The organism is Pseudoalteromonas sp. SiA1, assembly GCF_018732205.1.
Taxonomy (GTDB): domain Bacteria; phylum Pseudomonadota; class Gammaproteobacteria; order Enterobacterales; family Alteromonadaceae; genus Pseudoalteromonas; species Pseudoalteromonas tetraodonis.
In genome coordinates this window covers 2,140,380-2,160,284 of record NZ_CP076084.1, presented here as the reverse complement: position 1 = coordinate 2,160,284, position 19,905 = coordinate 2,140,380, and the positions used below count along the sequence as shown (strand labels likewise).

General features: G+C 39.8%; 18 protein-coding genes. 15 read left to right on the top strand and 3 right to left on the bottom strand.

Annotation, left to right across the window (positions count from 1 at the left end; all coding sequences use genetic code 11):
• Window positions 1–588 carry a lipoprotein insertase outer membrane protein LolB gene (gene lolB / locus KK487_RS09965; RefSeq protein WP_028834962.1) on the bottom strand — a complete coding sequence of 196 codons (588 nt, stop codon included), beginning with the start codon at window positions 586–588 and terminating at the stop codon, window positions 1–3.
• An 83-nt stretch (window positions 589–671) separates the two neighbouring features.
• On the opposite strand from lolB, the gene hemA reads away from it, so the two are divergent.
• From hemA to rlmM, 12 genes are all read left to right on the top strand, one after another.
• On the top strand, window positions 672–1,928 hold the full coding sequence (gene hemA, locus KK487_RS09960) for a glutamyl-tRNA reductase (protein WP_024602657.1): 1,257 nt from the start codon (window positions 672–674) through the stop codon (window positions 1,926–1,928).
• Between the two features lie 7 nt (window positions 1,929–1,935).
• The gene (gene prfA / locus KK487_RS09955) at window positions 1,936–3,021 is read left to right on the top strand and encodes a peptide chain release factor 1 (protein WP_008115176.1); all 1,086 of its coding nucleotides are present in this window, start codon (window positions 1,936–1,938) and stop codon (window positions 3,019–3,021) included.
• Window positions 3,022–3,023: 2 nt separating this feature from the next.
• Window positions 3,024–3,863 (top strand): peptide chain release factor N(5)-glutamine methyltransferase, encoded by an 840-nt coding sequence (prmC, locus tag KK487_RS09950; RefSeq protein ID WP_013465327.1) that lies wholly within the window; start codon window positions 3,024–3,026, stop codon window positions 3,861–3,863.
• Between the two features lie 55 nt (window positions 3,864–3,918).
• Window positions 3,919–5,472, top strand: coding sequence for a DUF3369 domain-containing protein (locus KK487_RS09945; RefSeq protein WP_013465326.1), 1,554 nt, complete (start codon window positions 3,919–3,921; stop codon window positions 5,470–5,472).
• 18 nt (window positions 5,473–5,490) lie between these two features.
• Window positions 5,491–5,865 (top strand): SirB2 family protein, encoded by a 375-nt coding sequence (locus tag KK487_RS09940; protein ID WP_024602655.1) that lies wholly within the window; start codon window positions 5,491–5,493, stop codon window positions 5,863–5,865.
• 131 nt (window positions 5,866–5,996) lie between these two features.
• Entirely contained in the window at window positions 5,997–6,824 is an 828-nt protein-coding gene (locus tag KK487_RS09935) for a tetratricopeptide repeat protein (protein WP_215521737.1), read from the top strand.
• Window positions 6,825–6,845: 21 nt separating this feature from the next.
• On the top strand, window positions 6,846–8,099 hold the full coding sequence (locus tag KK487_RS09930; protein WP_036982079.1) for a DUF819 family protein: 1,254 nt from the start codon (window positions 6,846–6,848) through the stop codon (window positions 8,097–8,099).
• 9 nt (window positions 8,100–8,108) lie between these two features.
• Window positions 8,109–8,963 carry a 3-deoxy-8-phosphooctulonate synthase gene (gene kdsA, locus KK487_RS09925; RefSeq protein ID WP_013465322.1) on the top strand — a complete coding sequence of 285 codons (855 nt, stop codon included), beginning with the start codon at window positions 8,109–8,111 and terminating at the stop codon, window positions 8,961–8,963.
• A gap of 119 nt (window positions 8,964–9,082) precedes the next feature.
• Window positions 9,083–9,979, top strand: coding sequence for a transcriptional regulator GcvA (locus tag KK487_RS09920; RefSeq protein WP_013465321.1), 897 nt, complete (start codon window positions 9,083–9,085; stop codon window positions 9,977–9,979).
• The gene (locus KK487_RS09915; RefSeq protein WP_013465320.1) at window positions 9,979–10,635 is read left to right on the top strand and encodes an alpha/beta family hydrolase; all 657 of its coding nucleotides are present in this window, start codon (window positions 9,979–9,981) and stop codon (window positions 10,633–10,635) included. The genes KK487_RS09920 and KK487_RS09915 overlap by 1 nt, the downstream gene beginning before the upstream one ends.
• Window positions 10,628–10,996, top strand: a complete 369-nt coding sequence (locus KK487_RS09910; RefSeq protein ID WP_016900429.1) for a DUF423 domain-containing protein — start codon at window positions 10,628–10,630, stop codon at window positions 10,994–10,996. The genes KK487_RS09915 and KK487_RS09910 overlap by 8 nt, the downstream gene beginning before the upstream one ends.
• A gap of 17 nt (window positions 10,997–11,013) precedes the next feature.
• Window positions 11,014–12,099, top strand: coding sequence for a 23S rRNA (cytidine(2498)-2'-O)-methyltransferase RlmM (gene rlmM / locus KK487_RS09905; protein ID WP_028834960.1), 1,086 nt, complete (start codon window positions 11,014–11,016; stop codon window positions 12,097–12,099).
• A 46-nt stretch (window positions 12,100–12,145) separates the two neighbouring features.
• On the opposite strand, the gene cysZ is transcribed toward rlmM, so the two are convergent.
• Window positions 12,146–12,856 carry a sulfate transporter CysZ gene (gene cysZ, locus KK487_RS09900; protein ID WP_414704488.1) on the bottom strand — a complete coding sequence of 237 codons (711 nt, stop codon included), beginning with the start codon at window positions 12,854–12,856 and terminating at the stop codon, window positions 12,146–12,148.
• 323 nt (window positions 12,857–13,179) lie between these two features.
• Here cysZ and KK487_RS09895 point away from each other — a divergent pair, with 323 nt between their 5' ends.
• Together KK487_RS09895 and KK487_RS09890 are read left to right on the top strand one after the other, a co-directional pair.
• Complete coding sequence (locus KK487_RS09895; protein WP_215521736.1) at window positions 13,180–15,426, top strand: putative bifunctional diguanylate cyclase/phosphodiesterase; 2,247 nt, start codon at window positions 13,180–13,182, stop codon at window positions 15,424–15,426.
• A 403-nt stretch (window positions 15,427–15,829) separates the two neighbouring features.
• Complete coding sequence (locus KK487_RS09890; protein WP_215521735.1) at window positions 15,830–17,389, top strand: BCCT family transporter; 1,560 nt, start codon at window positions 15,830–15,832, stop codon at window positions 17,387–17,389.
• Window positions 17,390–17,568: 179 nt separating this feature from the next.
• Here KK487_RS09890 and KK487_RS09885 read toward each other — a convergent pair whose 3' ends face one another.
• Window positions 17,569–19,173 carry a methyl-accepting chemotaxis protein gene (locus KK487_RS09885; RefSeq protein ID WP_215521734.1) on the bottom strand — a complete coding sequence of 535 codons (1,605 nt, stop codon included), beginning with the start codon at window positions 19,171–19,173 and terminating at the stop codon, window positions 17,569–17,571.
• Window positions 19,174–19,375: 202 nt separating this feature from the next.
• On the opposite strand from KK487_RS09885, the gene KK487_RS09880 reads away from it, so the two are divergent.
• Window positions 19,376–19,834, top strand: a complete 459-nt coding sequence (locus KK487_RS09880; protein ID WP_033103812.1) for a GNAT family N-acetyltransferase — start codon at window positions 19,376–19,378, stop codon at window positions 19,832–19,834.
• Window positions 19,835–19,905: the final 71 nt, after the last annotated feature.

Below are 19,905 nucleotides of genomic sequence, written 5' to 3'. Positions count from 1 at the left end.
TTAGTTAAACTGCCAGTCATAGAGTTTGATTTTAATTTTAATCTTTTCATGGGTTAAGGTTAAAGCATTCGGTAACCAAAAACCGTATTTTTGGACGTAACTTGTGTAACTTATTTGCCACTTTTTACCATTATCATCAAACCATAACACGCTTTTAGCACGCCCTAATTGATCAATTTCTAAGGTGTGATCGTCAATGGTAGCTTTTAACCATGGGCCTGCGTTATTAACTGGTAAAGTAAACCCTGTTAAACGTTGTAAAAGTGCACTGGCGTTACTATCAAAATACGGTTGGTCATCAAAGATTAATTCGGCGCCGACTGCGGTTTGTTTAAGCGATAAAATCCGTGTGCCAATAAACGTGGTTAACACTAAATAATTACTATTTTGTGTTTGTTGCCAATTTAAGTTGGCAGATTGGCGCTCATCTGGGCTAATAAACGCAAGTTTACCGTCTACTTGCCAAGTTTTTTGCTCGCCAAGGCGTAACTTCCAGTCTTCGTAAAGCTCTGTTTTATAATTGTTTTTACTTGCGCAGCCGGTTAAAAATACAAATAGCAGTGTTAAAATCAAATATTGTCGAGTCAAATGTTGTTCCTTACTTTCCATATTCCTGAGATTTTTGATAAAATTGCCGCCTATGTAGTAGGGCTCAGCAATATTTGGCAGATATGACCATAATAGCACTTGGTATTAATCACAAAACCGCATCCGTAGAATTACGAGAAAAAGTGGCCTTTTCGCCTGAGCAAATTTCAGAGGCGCTACAACAATTAAGTGGCCATGCCGACTTTAATGAAGCGGTTATTGTCTCTACCTGTAATCGCACTGAGGTGTATTGTAGCCTTGCACAGCAAAATTCCCAAACATTGTTGCAATGGTTGGCCAGTTTCCATGGTTTAGATGAACATGAACTGAGTAAAAATATCTACTGTCATGAAGACAGCGCTGCAATAAATCATTTGATGCGTGTAGCCTGTGGGCTTGACTCGCTGGTGTTAGGCGAACCACAAATTTTAGGGCAAATAAAACAAGCCTATAATAGTGCCAAAACCCATGATGCGGTGGGCGTTACGTTTGACCGTTTGTTTCAAAAAACGTTTTCGGTGGCAAAAGAAGTCCGTACCGAAACCAACATTGGTGCCAGTGCTGTATCGGTTGCCTTTGCGGCAGTTAATTTAGCAAAGCATATTTATGGAAAGCTGGATAAAACCAAGGTGTTACTCATTGGTGCCGGTGAAACCATAGAGCTGGTAGCAAAACATTTATACCAAAATGAGCCGCAAAAAATTACTGTTGCCAACAGAACAATAGAAAGAGCGCGCAGTTTAGCCGATGAAGTATCAGCCGATGTTATTGCGTTGGCACAATTGCCTGAACGTTTGCATCAAGCTGATATTGTGATTAGCTCCACCGCCAGCACTTTGCCCATTATTGGTAAAGGTGTAGTTGAGCAAGCACTGAAACAACGCCGCTATAAGCCGATGCTGTTTATTGATATAGCTGTACCACGCGATATTGAAAGCCAAGTCGGTGAGCTCGACGACGCCTACTTGTACTCGGTCGATGACTTACAAGCCATTGTTAGTGAAAACATGGCTGCTCGTGAGCAAGCGGCAGAGCAAGCACAAATTATTATTAGTGAGCGCACCAAAGAGTTTTTTATGTGGTTGCGCTCGCTTGATTCAGTGGATTTAATTCGCCACTACCGTAATGATGTACAAACAACAAAAGCAGAACTTGTAGATAGGGCGCTTAGCCAGCTAAATACAGGTAAAGATGCAGAAAAAGTAATTTTAGAGCTGGCCAATAAATTAACCAATCGCTTAATGCACGCGCCTACCCGTGCCATCCAAGATGCAGCGAAAAAAGGTGAAGTGGCTCAGTTAAACCAATTGAAAAAAATGTTAGGTATAGATCAGGAATAACAGTTAAATGAAAGAGTCCGTTTATCGTAAATTAGAAACCTTAGTTGAGCGCTATGAAGAAGTTCAAGCGCTACTAAGTGACCCATCGGTCATTAGTGATCAAAACCGCTTTCGTACTCTTTCAAAAGAATACTCTGAGCTTGAAGAAGTGGTGAAAACGTTTTTAGCATACCAGCAAGCACAAGAAGACTTGAGTAGCGCTGAAGAAATGCTAAAAGATTCAGATCCTGAAATGCGCGAAATGGCACAAGAAGAATATAAAGAAGCAAAAGCACAAATTTCGACTTTAGAAGACGACATTCAAGTGCTCATGTTGCCTAAAGATCCGAAAGACAATAACAACGTGTTTTTAGAAGTTCGCGCCGGAACAGGGGGCGACGAGGCCGCTATTTTTGCTGGCGACTTGTTTAGAATGTACAGCCGCTACGCAGAAACAAAAAAATGGAAAGTAGAAGTTGTGACGACCAACGAAGGTGAACATGGCGGCTACAAAGAAGTAATTGCTAACATCAGCGGTGAAGGTGTGTATGGGCAATTAAAATTTGAATCAGGCGTGCACCGTGTACAGCGCGTCCCAGAAACTGAGTCACAAGGGCGCGTACATACCTCAGCCTGTACTGTTGCTGTCATGGCTGAAGTGCCAGAAGCCGAAGCCATAGAAATTAATACCGCCGATATTAAAGTTGATACCTTTAGAGCATCGGGCGCGGGTGGTCAGCACGTTAATAAAACCGACTCTGCCATTCGTATTACTCATTTACCAACCGGTGTTGTGGTTGAGTGTCAAGATGAGCGTTCTCAACATAAAAACCGTGCAAAAGCGATGTCGGTATTGGCAGCGCGTTTGCAACAGGCTGAAGATGAAAAACGTCATGCTGCTGAGGCGTCTGAACGTCGTAATTTAGTGGGCAGTGGCGATCGTTCTGAGCGTATTCGCACATACAACTATCCGCAGGGGCGTATTACCGATCACCGTATTAACTTAACGCTTTATCGTTTAAACGAAGTGGTAGCGGGTGATTTAGGCGCTGTGGTTGAGCCGCTAATGCAAGAGCATCAGGCCGACTTATTAGCAGCGATGGGCGACGATTAATCGTGAACCTCACTGTTGAAAACGCTATTACTACCGGTGCTAATTTATTAGCATCAAGTAGTGATAGCGCAAAGTTAGATGCTCAAGTACTACTGCTTAATATTTTACAAAAGCCACGTAGTTATTTATTTACTTGGCCAGAAAAACAATTAACGGATGAGCAATCACAAGCGTTTGAGCGTGCATGTGAGCGTCGTTTAAACGGCGAGCCTGTTTCGCACATTACAGGGTATCGTGAGTTTTGGAGTTTACAGCTTGAAGTAAATCCAACAACACTCATTCCTCGCCCTGATACAGAAACCTTAGTTGAGCTTGCTCTTTCATGTAATGTACCAAATGACGCTAAAGTGCTCGATTTGGGCACAGGCACTGGAGCAATTGCACTTGCGCTTGGTAGTGAAATGCCTACATGGGATATTATTGCCGTTGATCGTATTGATGATGCGGTGGCACTGGCCAAACGTAATCAAAAACGATTAGCGATAAATAATGTGTGTGTTGAACAAAGCAATTGGTTTAGCGCGTTAAATAATAAAAAATTTGATCTAATTGTAACCAACCCTCCCTATATAGAATATAACGATAAACACTTGCACCAAGGTGATGTGCGCTTTGAGCCTTTGTCTGCATTGGTTGCAGATGATGCTGGATTAGCTGATATTAAACAAATAATTACACAATCACGTGACTATTTACATTCTAATGGCTATCTTTTAATTGAACACGGATTTGAGCAAAGTGCAGCTGTTCGCCATATATTCAACCAAATGGCGTTTATAAATGTAAGCACAGTGAAAGATCTTGGTAATAACGACCGCGTAACTTTCGGACAATGGCCTTAACTTATTAAAAATAGCCCCGTTGTTTGTTTGCATATGTTTTAAGGAACTCTTTGTGATGGAAGATTTTTTATTTTCAAATGAACAACCACCTGAAGTAGTAAGTGAAGAGCAAGGAACATGGAAAGTTCTAATTGTTGATGATGAACCCGAGGTTCATGCTGTTACGCGTTTAGCGTTGAGTGATTTTAAGTTTCAAGATAGACGCTTGGAGTTTATAAGTGCTTATTCCGGCGCAGAAGCGAAAAAGTTGATTGATGATCATCCTGATGCGGCCATCATCCTGCTCGATGTTGTTATGGAAACAGACGATGCGGGTTTGCAAGTAGCAAAATACATTCGTGATACCGTTAAAAATAATTATATTCGCATTATTCTACGAACCGGGCAGCCAGGCCAAGCACCCGAGCGCCAAGTAATCGTAAATTACGATATTAATGACTATAAATCTAAAACAGAACTTACCGCACAAAAATTATTCACCGTTATGATGGCAAGTCTTCGCTCGTATCGCGATATTATTTCGATTGAGCAATCGCGTGAAGGGCTAGAAAAAATAATCACCGCTTCGCGCAATATTTTTGCAACCCATTCAATGGATAACTTTATTGAAGGCGTGATGCAGCAGCTTACTTCTTTACTAAACGTTGCTGATGAAGCCATGTATGCCACCACCTTAGTTGCACAAAATCCGTCAGAGGAGATGAATAAAAAACTGATTGTTTGCTCTGGTACCGGCGATTTTGCTAAGCGCGAGGGAGAAGAGTTAGAAACCGTACTAGCAGAAGACCAACTGTTAGCGTGCCAAGAGGCCCTTGCTAACAAAGCAATTGTGTACAGAGATGATTATTTGTTTGCTTATTGCAGCAGTAAATTTAACCATAATTCAATGTTGTTTGTATCAGGTGTGCCGTCAAAGTTGACGGATACACAACGAAACCTAATTGAAATCTTTTCTCAAAATGTGCAGTTGGCATTTGAAAATGTGCAGTTACATACTGAAGTTGAAGCCACACAACAAGAGCTTGTTTATCGTTTAAGTGAAGCCGTTGAACAGCGCTCGTGCGAAACGGGTAATCATGTAAAACGGGTTGCTTATATTTGCTATGAATTAGCATTAGCCTACGGGTTATCTGAAGAGCAAGCGAATTTAATTCGCTTTGCATCGCCTTTACATGATGTGGGTAAAATAGGTATTCCGGATGCAATTTTAAATAAGCCTGGCAAGTTAAATAGCGAAGAGTGGGAAGTTATGAAAACTCATGCTGGCAAAGGCTATGCTATTTTGAAAGATTCACCGCGTAAAATAGTCAGCGCAGGGGCATTAATCGCACAGCAGCACCACGAAAAGTGGGATGGTTCTGGTTACCCTAGTGGATTAAAGGGGGAGCGTATTGATATTTTTGCCAGAATAGTGGCATTGGCTGATGTGTATGATGCACTGCGCCATAAACGTTGTTATAAAGGTGCGTGGACACTTGAAGAAGCGGTTGCGGAGATAAACGCAAATAAAGGAACACATTTTGATCCTAAACTTGTTGATGTATTTAATGATAAACTTGAAGACCTCGAAGCGGTACTTTTACGCTTTCCTGACAAAACACATAACTAAACAGAAGTAACAATACCTATGGATTATTTAGCATTAAAACACTCACACATGGCCATTGCGCTAGTGAGTATTATTTTATTTTACGTACGTTCTTTTTCTCGTATGGGCAGTGGCAGCCTTGCCAAAAATAAATTGGTTTTTATTGGTAGCCACAGTATAGACACTTTATTAATTGTCTCAGCCATCGGTTTAATGGCAATGGCTAAAATAAACCCATTAGAGCAGCTTTGGTTATTAGAAAAAATTATTCTAGTTATCGTTTATATTGTTGTGGGTATTATTAGCGCTAAACAAACGACAACCGTTCCAAAAGTCGTATTTTTAGTACTTAACACCGCTGTTATTTTAGCTATTGGTTACTTAGCAACAGCGAAAGCACCGCTGTTGTTATAATTAACAATGCCTATTTAAGCTTTGCACACCAAAGGTGTAAAGCTTACCTCTTCAATTCATTTCTGATTATTGGTATCTAGCTTTAAAATTAGGTAAACTACGTCCTCGTTTTCTAGAATGTTGTAGTATGAATGACCACCCTCGGGTTTGATGAACACGATGAATCTTATATAGAAGATGCTTACGATGATTTTTTGCCGCCGGCTATATATCGTTGTATCAAAGCTGAAGCTAAATGGGACCCTCAAATAGACTTAACACCAAGTCTTGAAATACTCACTGCGTTTGAGCAGCAAATAGAGTCTATTTGTCAGCAGATGCCGGACGAACACGATCGCCTAGATAAACTACTTGATAGCTTTTATAGTGAGTGGCTATTTAGTGCATCAAGCTTGAAAGTTCCTGAGTATAAGTTAAATAGCATCAGCTACACCTTGTCTATGCGCAGTGGCACACCGACAACCTTAGCTATTTTGTTATGCCACTTTTTACAGCATGCTAAACTCGATGCCAGTGTAAGCATAACTCAAGGCGAAGTGGGCATTCACGTCGCAATGAGTGATGAAGAGGGTTATCTTGTTGACCCTAGCTGTGGCCAACAAAGTTGGTACATCATTCCTGAAAATATTGATGAAGAAAACCCTCAAGAACAAGAGCCTTTAGAGCTTATTTTTGAAGACGAAGTGTATAAATTATTTTTAGCGCAGCAAAAATGGTCTTTCATTAGTGAAAATAAATTTGGTCATGCATTAACTTGCGTCGATTTATTAATGGAAATGTTAGGTGATGATCCCTATGAGCGACGCGACAGAGGTTATTTACTAAATCAGCTTGGCTGCCCTAAAATGGCACGAGATGATTTACAGTTTTTTGTTGATGAATGTCCTGATGATCCTGCTATTGAAATCATTCTACATCAAATTGAAGAACTTGAAGACAATCATAAAACTCACCACTAAGAATAAAAAATAGGAAATGTTATGGCTGATCCCCAAACTGCATTAATTACCAATGATGCCGTTGTACTTGGTTTATTGGCGATTATTTTAGGGTTTATTTTCAAAACCTCAAATAGTCAACGCCCAGGTCTTGTGGCATTTTATAAATATGTACCGGCATTATTGCTGTGTTATTTTTTGCCGTCATTGTTAAATACCTTTGGTATTGTTGATGGTTCTCAATCTAACGTATATTACGTCGCTTCGCGATATTTACTGCCAGCGTGTTTAATTTTGCTTACCATCAGTATTGATTTAAAAGCGATTATTAATTTAGGTCCTAAAGCATTAATTATGTTTTTAACCGGCACCGCAGGTATTGTGATTGGCGGCCCATTAGCTATTTTAATAATGAGTGCTGTTTATCCAGAAGCGGTAGGTGGACATGGCCCTGACGCTGTTTGGCGTGGTATGACAACCATTGCAGGTAGCTGGATTGGTGGCGGTGCAAACCAAGCATCTATGAAAGAAATGTTTGAAGTGGGTGGCGATATTTTCTCAGCCATGGTCACCGTGGATGTGATAGTGGCTAATTTATGGATGGCAGTATTATTATTAATGGCAGCTAATCATAAAGCGATTGACGCTAAAGCCGGTGCAGATACCACCGCGATTGAAGACTTAAAGCAACGTGTTGAAAAATACCATGCAGAGCATGCGCGTATGCCAACGCTAAATGATTACATGATGATTATTGCTATTGCCTTTGGTATTACCGGTTTAGCGCACTTTTGTGCAGATATTTTAGGGCCCTTCTTTGCCAATAATTATGCGTGGGCAAAAGAATACAGTTTAAACAGTAAGTTCTTTTGGCTTATTGTTATATCAACGACGATAGGTATTTGCTTATCGTTTACCAAAGTACGCCATATTGAGGCGTTTGGTTCATCGAAAGTGGCGTCAGCCTTTTTGTATATTTTAGTGGCATCGATTGGCCTGCATATGAATGTAATGGCGATTTTTGATTCACCGATGTATTTTGTTATTGGTGCAATTTGGATGTTAACTCACGCAAGCTTAATGCTCATTGTGGCTAAATTAATTAAAGCGCCGTTATTTTATATGGCTGTTGGCTCACAGGCCAATGTAGGTGGCGCAGCGTCTGCCCCTGTTGTGGCCGCTGCGTTTCATCCGTCACTGGCACCGGTCGGCGTATTATTAGCTGTACTTGGCTATGGTGTAGGTACATATATGGCGTATATTTGTGGATTAATGATGCAAGCAGTTGCACCATAAGGAATTAAAATGAACAACCAAGTTATTAATATCAATGAAATAGAACTGGCAAATAATAAACCTTTTGTTTTATTTGGTGGCATGAATGTGCTTGAATCACGCGACTTAGCGATGCGTATTGCCGAGCATTATGTTGAAGTGACCACTAAATTAAATATTCCTTATGTATTTAAGGCGTCATTTGATAAAGCCAATCGCTCGTCCATCAATTCTTACCGTGGTCCAGGCATGGAAGAAGGCTTAAAGATATTTGAAGAGATTAAAAATACCTTTAATATTCCGCTTATCACCGATGTGCATGAACCTCATCAAGCAGCACCGGTTGCAGAGGTTGTTGATGTTATTCAGCTACCAGCGTTTTTGGCTCGTCAAACAGACTTAGTGGTTGCAATGGCTAAAACAGGCGCGATCATTAATGTGAAAAAGCCACAGTTTTTAGCTCCGCATGAAATGCGTCATATCATTACTAAATTTAATGAAGCCGGAAATAATAATGTGGCCTTATGTGAACGTGGTTCAAGCTTTGGCTATAACAACCTAGTGGTTGATATGCTAGGTATGGATGATATGAAAACCATGGCTCCCGTTATATTTGATGCAACTCATGCGCTGCAGCGTCCTGGCGGTCGAGCTGACTCAGCCGATGGTCGTCGTGCTCAAGCTGCTGAACTTGCCCGTAGCGGTATGGCATTGGGTATTGCAGGCTTATTTATTGAAGCGCACCCCAATCCAAATGAAGCAAAATGTGATGGCCCCTGTGCATTAGCATTGAGCAAGTTAGAAGGGTACTTATCGCAAATGAAAGCGGTGGATGATTTAATCAAGAGCTTTGCCCCTCTTGATACCAGTGCTAGCGATTTATAAAGTTGATTAGCACTTTAAAAAGCGACTTAGGTCGCTTTTTTTATGGCTTGAATATACTCTTTCCTAGCATAGGTATATAATTCACCGCATAAGAAAAACTAATTCTAAGCTTGGTTGCCATGTCAAGACGAGTTCCTCCATTAAACGCGCTGAAAGCTTTTGAAGCTGCAGCACGTCATTTAAGCTTTACTAAAGCCGCAGAAGAGTTGTATGTCACGCAAGCTGCGGTGAGTCATCAAATAAAAACGCTTGAAGAGCATTTAGGCTTAAAGCTGTTTTTACGTAAAAATCGCTCGTTATTATTAACCGAAGAAGGCCAAGGTTACTTTTTAGATATTAAAGAGATTTTTACTCAGCTAATAGATGCAACTGAAAAGCTATTAGCTCGTGGTGCCAAAGGCTCGTTAACCGTAAGTTTAACCCCCAGTTTTGCGATTCAATGGCTCATTCCTCGATTGAGCTTATTTAACGAATTACACCCAGAAATTGATGTGCGAATTAAAGCCCAAGATCAGGATGAAAACTCGTTAACAGACGATGTTGATATCTCAATTTATTATGGTCGCGGTCATTGGAGTGGGGTGCAAGCCTATAAACTGCACACTGAGTATTTAGTGCCGTTATGTAGCCCGTTACTGTTAAATGGCCCCAGAGCGCTTAACCAACCCAGTGATTTAGCAAACCATACCTTGCTACATGACACCACCCGTAAAAACTGGAAAACCTGGATGAAAACCGCCGGCGTACGTAATGTACAAGTTAACCAAGGACCTATATTTAGTCATTCTTCTATGGTGTTACAAGCTGCGGTACATGGCCAAGGTGTTGCAATTGGTAACAGCGTACTAGCAAAACCAGATATTGATGCAGGACGTTTAGTGATCCCGTTCAATCACAGTTTAGAGAGTAAAAATGCCTATTACTTAGTGATCCGTGAGTCACAAAATGAGTTAGGCAAAATTGTATCGTTTAAAGACTGGATGTTAAGTTTAGTTGAGCAGGAGCAAGAATATTAATGAGCATCGAATGGGTTAGAAGTAGTCAGCAACCGGCAATCGCACAGTTTATATTTGCTCATGGCGCAGGGGCTGGCAGTGATTCTGAGTTTATGCAAATCATGGCTAAACAACTCAGTGAGTACGGTATTGACGTTGGCTTGTTTGATTTTGAATATATGCAAATTGCTAAACAAACTAACAAACGTCGCCCACCAGAGCGAGCGCCTAAACTACTTACTTATTTTGAACATATAGTGACTCAAGCTGATGCAAATTTACCGCTATTTATAGGGGGTAAATCAATGGGCGGGCGCATGGCATCGATGCTTGCCTGTTCGACCTCTCATCCTGTTTTAGGTGTGCTTGCGTTTGGTTATCCGTTTCATCCTCCGGGCAAGCCAGAAAAACTGCGTACAGATCATTTTGCAGACATACCGTGTCCTTTTTTAGTATTACAGGGGGAAAGGGATACCTTTGGCACCCGCGAAGAGCTTGCCACAATGGCCATGCCAAAGCAGCCAAAGTATGTATGGTTAACGGATGGTGACCACTCACTAAAACCGCGTAAAAAAAGTGGCGTGACTGAGCAACAAAACCTGAATGCTGCGGCAATACAGGCAGCAAGCTTTATAAAGAATACGCTTGAAAATTTAAAAGAGGATAAACATGATTAAACTATTTTTATTAGCAGGCAGCTTTTTTTGCATGCTTTCAGTGATACTGGGCGCATTTGCTGCTCATGGTCTGAAAAGTCGTTTATCAGAGTACTCCATTGGTATTTTTAAAACCGCCGCTGAGTATCAAATGGTGCATGGGCTGGCGTTAATTGCAGTGGCTATTTTAATTAAGTGGGGTATGCACCTCAGTATGGCGGGTGGTTTTTTTATTGCCGGTACATTGTTATTTAGTGGCAGCTTATACTTATTGGCTTTAACAGGGTTGAAGTGGCTGGGCCCAATTACCCCATTGGGTGGGCTGTGCTTTATTATTGGTTGGATAGTTATTTTAGTGCAAGTTGCACGATTTAAGTTTTAAAGAGTTTAAGGGTTAATATGTCTAGTGTTGTGATTTACTGTCGTAGTGGTTTTGAAAACGATGCCGCTGCTGAAATAACGTTTCACGCTGCCGAACAAGGATTTGCTGGGTATGTAAAAGCAAAACCAAATACCGGTTATGTTATTTATGAATGTTTTGAAGCGCAGCACAGCGACGAAATAATCAAAAAAGTTGATTTTAAAAATATGGTGTTTGCACGCCAATGGTTTGCCGGTAACCTAATTGAAAATATGCCCGTAGAAGATAGAGTAGGCGCTATTGTAGATGCCGCAAAAGATTTTACTTTGTGTTCTGAGCTTCGTGTCGAAACACCCGATACCAACGAGGGCAAAGAGTTACTGACTTTTTGTAAAAAAATATCGACCCCGCTAAAAAAAGCCCTCGAGAAACAAAACACTGTATTGCGTGAGCCAAAAGCAAATCGCCCAGTAATGCATGTGCTGTTTTTAGCTAATAATACTGCGTATGTGGGTTACTCATATAGTTATAACAACTCTCCTTTTTTTATGGGGATCTTACGTTTACGTATGCCAAGCGATGGCCCAAGTCGTTCAACGCTTAAGTTAGATGAAGCGTTTAATGTGTTTATTCCTGAGCAACAGCGTGAGTCACGCGTACAAGCTGGGATGCGCAGCGTTGATTTAGGTGCATGCCCAGGTGGCTGGACTTATCAGTTAGTTCGCCGTGGTATGTTTGTTAGCGCGATAGATAACGGCCCAATGAACGAAAGTTTAATGGAAACGGGTCAGGTAAAGCATTTTAGAGAAGATGGTTTTAAATACCGTCCAGAAAAAAGAAACATCACTTGGTTGGTTTGCGATATGGTAGAAAAGCCGACTAAAGTGACTAACTTGATGATTGATTGGGCAGTAAATGCTTATGCAAAAGAGCTTATTTTTAATCTGAAATTACCGATGAAAAAACGCTTTGATAGTGTGTATGAATGTTTAAAAATGATCAGAGAAGAAATGGCGAAGTACGGCATAAGCTATGAACTTCAAGCTAAGCATTTATACCATGATCGTGAAGAAATAACGGTGCACTTAAATGTCACTAAAGTGCCACAGAGCTTATATAGTTAATCTATTAGCGAGTATAAAAAATGGGCCAAGTGGCCCATTTTTTATTTTAACTACGGTATTGTGGTCGGTAATTTTCAACCCATAATCGTGTGGCACCACATACCGCCACAGGCATAACAATTAAATTTACAAATGGGATAGCGGTTAGCAGCATCACGGCAAAGCCAAACCCATAAGATAACCCTTGTTTGCTTTTTAAGTCATTTTTCATTTGTGTAAAGCTAATTTTGTGATTATCAAAAGCATAATCTTTATATTGCACCGCATACATCCAGCAGGTAAAAAGCACCCATAGCACTTGGCCTATTACAGGTAGTACCCACAATAAAATAAAAAAGCCGATAGCGCGTGGGAGGTAGTAGCAAAGCTTAGTCCATTCCCGGCCCAGCATTCGCGGAACATCTTTAACTAAATCAGCTAATCCGTCGTCGTTAATTTTTTGACCAGTTAAGTAAAGCTCTACCTTTTCACTTAGTAAGCCATTAAAAGGTGCGGCGATAAAGTTAGTAATAACGGTAAATAACATACTGTAACTAAACAGCACCACCAGCACAGCAATTGGCCACATTAACCATTCGAGCCAACTTAGCCATTCTGGGAGCATGGCGTTTACGGCATTAAAGCCATCACTAAGCCAGCCAAATAAAAAGAATAAGGAGCTACCAAATAATAAAATATTAATAAGTAGGGGTATAAGTACAAAGCGTTTTAGCCCTTTTTGACTAATTAACTTAAACCCTGAAAAAAAATATTCCATACCTTGTGTTATTTGCACACTAACCTCATCGATTATTTATGTTTTAGCTATTATAAATAGCTTGATGATTTTAAACAGTACTTTTAAGTAACAAAGTATTTAATAAAGGGTATTTACAGATGGTATGTAAATAAATGATTTGTTGATAAGTACATTTCAAATCGCCACCTTGTATTGAATGGCAAACGCTCGTGAAATAGACGAAAATAGCATAGATGCTGATTTCAATATTATGTATAGTCAAAAGACTATAATAAATTATTATAAACAGGCCCTAAAATAGAGCGACGCATTTAGCGTTAGTGATTGTTGAGGAATATAATTTGATTGAAATAATGAGAGTCAGAAAGCTGCTTTCTCAGCAACAAAGTATATTATCGAAAATAGCACTCGGTGCGCCACTTGATGAGGTACTGGAAAATATTTGTTTATCTATTGAGGAGCTTATTGAAGACTCTTCTGCAAAGTGCTCTATATTAACGCTCAAAGGAGAGCAGCTATTTCATAGCGCGGCTCCTAATATTGCACAGGGTTATTGCCAAGCAATTAATGGTGTGAAAATAGGGCCAACTGTCGGTTCATGCGGTACTGCAGCCTATGAAAAAAAACGCATTATAGCCGCAGATATTTCAACATCGCCATTATGGGATGATTATAGAGCATTGGCGTTAAGTTATGGTTTAAGGTCATGTTGGTCTACCCCCATTATTTCAACAAAATCAGACATATTAGGCACTTTTGCAATTTATCATGACAGCGCAAAGTCACCGACACCACAAGATTTAGAATTAATAGATTTTTTTGTTGATTTCACCAGTATTGCTCTTGAAAAGCACACCGAGTCACTAAGATTAAACGCGTTGCTTTTTGAATTACAGCAAAGTAATGAAAAGTTTAAAGCCTTTACAAAAGTGCTTCCTGATTTAACCCTCATTTTGAGTGAAGAGGGGGAGTATACCAATGTTTACGGCACAGCTAATGAAAGTTTATATTTAAGCCAAGAGCACGTTATTAATCAAAATGTCAGAGATATTATGCCTCCTGAAGATGCAAATCCTATTCTGGCGGTGATTGACAAAACGTTGCAAACTAATGAAGTTCAAGTGTTTGAATATCAGCTCAATATAAAAGGTAAGCAGCTTACATTTGAAGGGCGAACAGCTCCCCTTGAAAGTTACCAGCCTACTAACCCGTCACTGAGACATGTGGTGTGGATGGCCAGAGATATCTCTAATCGCAAAGCTGCCGAAGAAGAAGTACAACGGTTAGCATTTTTCGATCCGCTCACTAACCTTCCTAATCGCAGAATGCTCAATGATAGGCTCAGTATGTATGTGGAGCGAATTAAGCAGTCTGATCATTCTGGCGCACTCTTATTTTTAGATTTAGATAATTTTAAACGCATAAATGACTCACTAGGTCATAATGCAGGCGATGAAATACTGGTTGAGTTATCACAACGATTAACAGCTATTTTGAACCCGGCAGATACCCTCGCACGAGTCGGTGGTGATGAATTTATTATTCTTATCGAGCATGTCGGTGATAGCCACATGCAAGCTAATAGTGAATCTGAGTTGATTGCTAAAAAAGTACAAAGTGTCTTTTATGAAAAATTTGAAGTAGGCGATTTAGCGTTTCAGGTCAGTTGTAGTATTGGTATTTGTTTGATTAACACGAGCAATGCCATAACCGCTAATATTTTAAAATTTGCAGATACCGCTATGTATCGCTCTAAAATGAAAGGCGGTAATAGTAGTAGCTTTTACGACCCCGCACTGCAAACCTTACTGGAAAATCAAACTGAGCTTGAAACTGACATTGTTAGGGCTATCGCGTGCGATGAGTTTTGTGCTTATTTTCAGCCACAATTAGCAATTGATGGAACCCTTGTGGGTGCTGAGGCATTAATAAGGTGGAATCATCCAACCAAAGGACTTATCCCCCCTAATGCATTTATTCCAATTGCCGAGCAATTTGGTTTAATTCAAAAGTTACAAAATATTGTATTAAGAGATATTTGTATTTTACTTGAAACACTTCGAGATAATAACTTACTCGATGACAGTTTTATCGTATCAATTAACATTAGCCAGTGTCAGTTTAATTCTTCCACTTTAAAAGGTGAGCTATTTAAAGCAATTGAAGCGTTTGACGTCTCGCCAACTCGAATTAAATTAGAGATCACTGAATCAATGTTAGCGGGTGACTTGATGGGGACCGTAAAGCAAATGGAAGAATTAAAATCGCAGGGATTTGTGTTTTCAATTGATGACTTTGGTACGGGCTACTCGTGTTTAAAACATTTAAGCGTGTTTCCTATTGATGAGTTAAAAATTGATAAAAGCTTTATTGATAAAGTGCTCAATAGCGCTTCGGGTCAAAGTATTGTGCAATCTATTATTGGCTTAGGTCATAGCTTAAATATTAACATTGTGGCCGAAGGGGTCGAAAGTGCTGAGCAACTAACAACATTAAAGTCGATGGGCGTGAATGCAGTGCAAGGTTATTTATTTGCAAAACCATTAACCCACAGCAACTATTTAACATGGCATAAACAGCATCAATAACCCTGTATTTATCACTAACAGAGCGACAGGTTTAGTTGCCCTAATCGATAAGCCGCGTTGTTTGCGTACCCACTGCGCAGCAACGTTTAATAACGTACCGCGCTTTTGCTAAAGCAAAAATGTATATTTTTTGTTTGTTTGATACCGTGATGTAATTTATCTTTTATTATTGTGTAACTACTACACAAATCATTCCTGAGGCATTGGTTTAGCGTTTTTAACGCGTTAAACTAGTCAGGAATTGGCAATAAGTCTACTTGTTGTGACATTACCTAGACGTGAACATGACAAGTACTTAAAACTCGCTTTTGAGTTGCTTTGTCGTTTGTTGAAACTAGGGTTTAGTGTGATGTCATGGTGTGTCGCTATGTCGGTAACTTTAAAGAACCATTAGGAGCGATAAATGAATACCACTAAAGCAACTTTAAAGTCGGGTGAAACACATTCTTCCCGAGTTAAGTTTCTGGATGGGGTTGATATACCCGTATTTTTAATCAGTGGCGGTATATTAGTTTTATTTGCCGCGCTGGCCCTTTACGACATTAAACTGATGTCTGATTGGATAAATACGGCCTTTGCCTTCTCAACCAAAATATTTGGCGCCTTTTGGCAAGTCCTACTTTTATTAACCTTTGTGATTGGCATTTTCTTAGCTATCGGCCGCACTGGCTCAGTGGTACTGGGTGGCTTAAAAACCCCTGAAATTTCTACCTTTAAGTGGATAAGTATTATTATGTGTACTTTGCTTGCTGGTGGCGGCGTATTTTGGGCCGCAGCAGAGCCAATGGCACATTTTATTTCTCCGCCACCGCTATTTGGTGGTGAAACAGGCTCTAACGATGCCGCTTATAACGCACTTGCACAAAGCTTTATGCACTGGGGATTTTTAGCCTGGGCTATATTAGGCAGCTTAACGGGCATTGTTTATATGCATCTTCATTACGAAAAAGGCTTACCGCTTAAACCTCGTACTTTGCTTTATCCCGTATTTGGCGAGTGCGTAATGAAAGGCGCGCTAGGCACTGTCGTTGATGCATGTTGTGTACTCGCTGTGGTTGCTGGCACTGTAGGTCCAATTGGTTTTTTAGGCTTACAGGTGAGTTTTGGCCTAGATAAATTGTTTGGTATTCCTGACACCTACACCACACAAGTAGTTATTTTATTTAGTTTAATTGGCATTTACACACTTTCAGCGGTAAGTGGCGTTACTAAAGGTATTCAGCTGTTAAGTCGTTTTAATGTTGTATTGGCTGTAGTGCTGATGTTGTTTATATTACTGATGGGGCCCACTGCGTTTATTATTGATAGTTACATTCAATCGTTTGGCTTGTACTTAGATAACTTTATACCTATGGCTACGTTTCGTGCCGATAAACCATGGTTAGACTGGTGGACCGTATTCTTTTGGGGCTGGTTTTTAGGTTATGGCCCTTTAATGGCGATGTTTGTTGCGCGTATATCGCGTGGCCGAACTATTCGTGAAATGATTTTACTCATCTCTGTGGTTGCGCCAGTGATCACCTGCTTTTGGTTTACCATTGTGGGTGGCTCAGGCATATTTTTTGAGTTAAATAATCCAGGTGTTATATCAGAACCTTTCGCAGGGCTTAATTTACCAGCGGCATTGTTAGCCATTACTGAGCAGTTACCCATGGGGTTTGTTGTGTCTGTATTATTCTTAGTACTGACCACTATTTTTGTGGCAACAACCGGTGATTCAATGACGTACTCGGTATCTATGGTGATGACCGGTACCGATCATCCGCAAACATCAATTCGTGTGTTTTGGGGAGTTATGATGGGGGTAATGGCTGCATTACTCATCTCAATTGGCGAGGGCGGAATTTCAGCGCTACAGTCCTTTATTGTGGTGACCGCGGTGCCAGTTTCTTTTGTGTTACTTCCGTCACTGTGGACGGCACCACAAATAGTTAAAAAAATGGCAGATGAGCAAGGGCTCTAATAGCACATAAAAAAGGCGCTCGTTAGCGCCTTTTTCTATTTTATACATCACTTAAATTTTAACAAAAAACAGCCACATTTTTTCAGCCTATATCAACTCTACCGGATTAAAATAATTTACTAAAGAACAGTTTAATTTGTTGATTGAGCAAGTTTGTTAAGTTTTTTCAAACTATTTAATTATTTTAAAAATGAGGCCAGCTCGTCAACGTGCGTTTGAGTTTCATTTATTAAAAGTCCAATTTGTGCCGCAGCTTCGTTTGACGTTTTGGCAAGGTTACGTACTTCGTCAGCAACCACGGCAAAACCTCGTCCAGCTTCACCGGCTCTCGCAGCTTCAATGGCCGCATTAAGAGCAAGTAAATTAGTTTGATCTGCCACGGCATTGATGGTGGTGACCGTAGTTTGAATTTTCCCTAATACGGTTGACATTGATTGATGCGTTCCAGTAACTAATTTGTTTCTAGAAGAGACATTACTACCAAATACAACGTATTTAGAAACCTTACCGTTTAAATCGGTAATAGAAGAAATAATGCAATCTAGCGTTACGTCTTCATTTTGATGCGTCAATGACATCATTACTTCAGTCGGCTTGCCTTGGTTGAGTATTTGAATACGTGAAGCGTCTAAATGATCCCTTAAATTACCAAACACACTCGCTATGTTTGAGCTCTCAGATATGTTTAATTGCTTTTTGGTATACTCATTGGCAGATAGGAACTGGCCATCTTCATTAAACTCAATCACAGCCGAGTGGCTACTTATTGCATCTTTTTGGTTTATTTGTTCAAGTACTTGGCGCTTAATTTCGCGAATATCTGAACTGACGCCCACAAACCCTGTGTGCTGGCCATTATCATCAAATGTTGGGTTTACCGACAGAACAATCCAATATGGCACACCATTTTTATCAAAATTTAGTATTTCTTCATAAAATGGTTGTTTGTTTTTAAGGTTTTTTGAAATCCGCTTAACGGTTTCTTTGTCTGTTTGTTCTCCCTGCAAGAAATTGCCTGGTTTTTTGCCTTTTACTTCTGCAAGTGTATAACCTGAAAGTACTTCAAAGCCAGGGTTAACATATTCTACTAAGCCATCTTTATTGGTAATAAGTACACTAGTACTGGTATTGCTGACCACCTTAGATAACAGTTCAAATTGCTTATAGTCTTCAACTTGTGATTGTTTTGATAATACAAATGCAGACAACAAGGTATTATTGAAGTTAAAAGTAGTGTGGGCAACATTATAATAAATATTGTCTTTTACAGATAAACACAGTGAACCGTGTTCGCTATTTAAAGCATCTTGTAAAACGTTTAGCAATTTAGTGTTTTCTTTGGGCAGTAGTGCAGCGTCGCCACTGTTCGACGTATCTAAATTATTCGCAACAAGCTTTGAGTTATCATCGAAGACTGCATAGATATCTTCACCTAAACTCAGAAGTGTTTGCCAAGCTTGCTCATCTAAGACTCTCACAGGCTCAGGCTTAAATACATGGAGCGAGCATGTATCAAGCTCTTTTAATGTAAGCGGGCTAATGTGTTGGGTTAAAAACAAGTTATTTCCACAAGCAATGGTTTTGCTTGTTGGATTATAACGTTTATTTAAATAAGTTAATGTATTAGTGTCATTAGTTTGGTTAAGTGTCTTACTTAGCGATGTAAACTCGTCATTCACTGCAATAACAGTGTTGTCGTTGTTAACGATAATCGCAGCTGCTTCGTGTGTACTAACTAGCTGTTTTGCAAACGCCTGTTTTCTTTTTTTTGGGCTAAACCACATTATTTATTCCTAATTTACACTCTAATTGATTGCATTATACGACCGTCATAGTACATCTAGGTCAAACTATTGTTTTTTATTTTGCAATAATAATTTTGTGTCGGTATTTTTTAAAAGTAATGACATAAAACATAGTTATTGTTCATTTGTTACAATGCGTTATAGTTTGCTAACAAATAAGAAAATAAATTAGAGATAACCTATGCAGTTAATAGATTTAACCCCTGATGATCCCGATGTGATTAATGTTTTTTCTGATATCGACAGACTTATTAATTCTTTATATCCAGTAGCGACAGCACAGTCATTGTCTGTTAGTCAATTGGGCCAACCCAATGTCTATGCAATAGGCTTGAAAAATGAAGAGGGGATTATTGCTTGCGGGGCGATTGTTATGCAGTTTGATACCAAGCCCTATGGCGAGATACGCCGTTTATATGTCAAACCTAGTTATCGCGGAAAAGGCTTATCGCGCCGTATTATGCAAATATTATTACACCATGCTGGCGAAGAAGAAATCCCAATCATAAAGCTAGAAACAGGGCCAAAGCAAAGACAATCAATCCATCTTTACGAGAATTTAGGGTTTGTACAATGTGCCCCTTTTGGTGAATACACAGAAAACCCGAACAGCCTATTTATGGAGCTTGCGCTCAGCTAATAATACGCTATTTACTGTTTTTCTTTATCAATTTTAATCCTCACTCGTTACGAGTAGAAATACTTGTTGGA

Coding starts and splice junctions, on each gene's coding strand:
- KK487_RS09885 (WP_215521734.1), bottom strand. CDS start 19,173: ATGTGGTTTAGCCCAAAAAAAAGAAAACAGGCGTTTGCAAAACAGCTA.
- KK487_RS09930 (WP_036982079.1), top strand. CDS start 6,846: ATGGCTGATCCCCAAACTGCATTAATTACCAATGATGCCGTTGTACTT.
- KK487_RS09945 (WP_013465326.1), top strand. CDS start 3,919: ATGGAAGATTTTTTATTTTCAAATGAACAACCACCTGAAGTAGTAAGT.
- KK487_RS09910 (WP_016900429.1), top strand. CDS start 10,628: ATGATTAAACTATTTTTATTAGCAGGCAGCTTTTTTTGCATGCTTTCA.
- hemA (WP_024602657.1), top strand. CDS start 672: ATGACCATAATAGCACTTGGTATTAATCACAAAACCGCATCCGTAGAA.
- KK487_RS09890 (WP_215521735.1), top strand. CDS start 15,830: ATGAATACCACTAAAGCAACTTTAAAGTCGGGTGAAACACATTCTTCC.
- KK487_RS09940 (WP_024602655.1), top strand. CDS start 5,491: ATGGATTATTTAGCATTAAAACACTCACACATGGCCATTGCGCTAGTG.
- KK487_RS09880 (WP_033103812.1), top strand. CDS start 19,376: ATGCAGTTAATAGATTTAACCCCTGATGATCCCGATGTGATTAATGTT.
- prfA (WP_008115176.1), top strand. CDS start 1,936: ATGAAAGAGTCCGTTTATCGTAAATTAGAAACCTTAGTTGAGCGCTAT.
- KK487_RS09920 (WP_013465321.1), top strand. CDS start 9,083: ATGTCAAGACGAGTTCCTCCATTAAACGCGCTGAAAGCTTTTGAAGCT.
- rlmM (WP_028834960.1), top strand. CDS start 11,014: ATGTCTAGTGTTGTGATTTACTGTCGTAGTGGTTTTGAAAACGATGCC.
- KK487_RS09935 (WP_215521737.1), top strand. CDS start 5,997: ATGACCACCCTCGGGTTTGATGAACACGATGAATCTTATATAGAAGAT.
- KK487_RS09915 (WP_013465320.1), top strand. CDS start 9,979: ATGAGCATCGAATGGGTTAGAAGTAGTCAGCAACCGGCAATCGCACAG.
- cysZ (WP_414704488.1), bottom strand. CDS start 12,856: ATGGAATATTTTTTTTCAGGGTTTAAGTTAATTAGTCAAAAAGGGCTA.
- kdsA (WP_013465322.1), top strand. CDS start 8,109: ATGAACAACCAAGTTATTAATATCAATGAAATAGAACTGGCAAATAAT.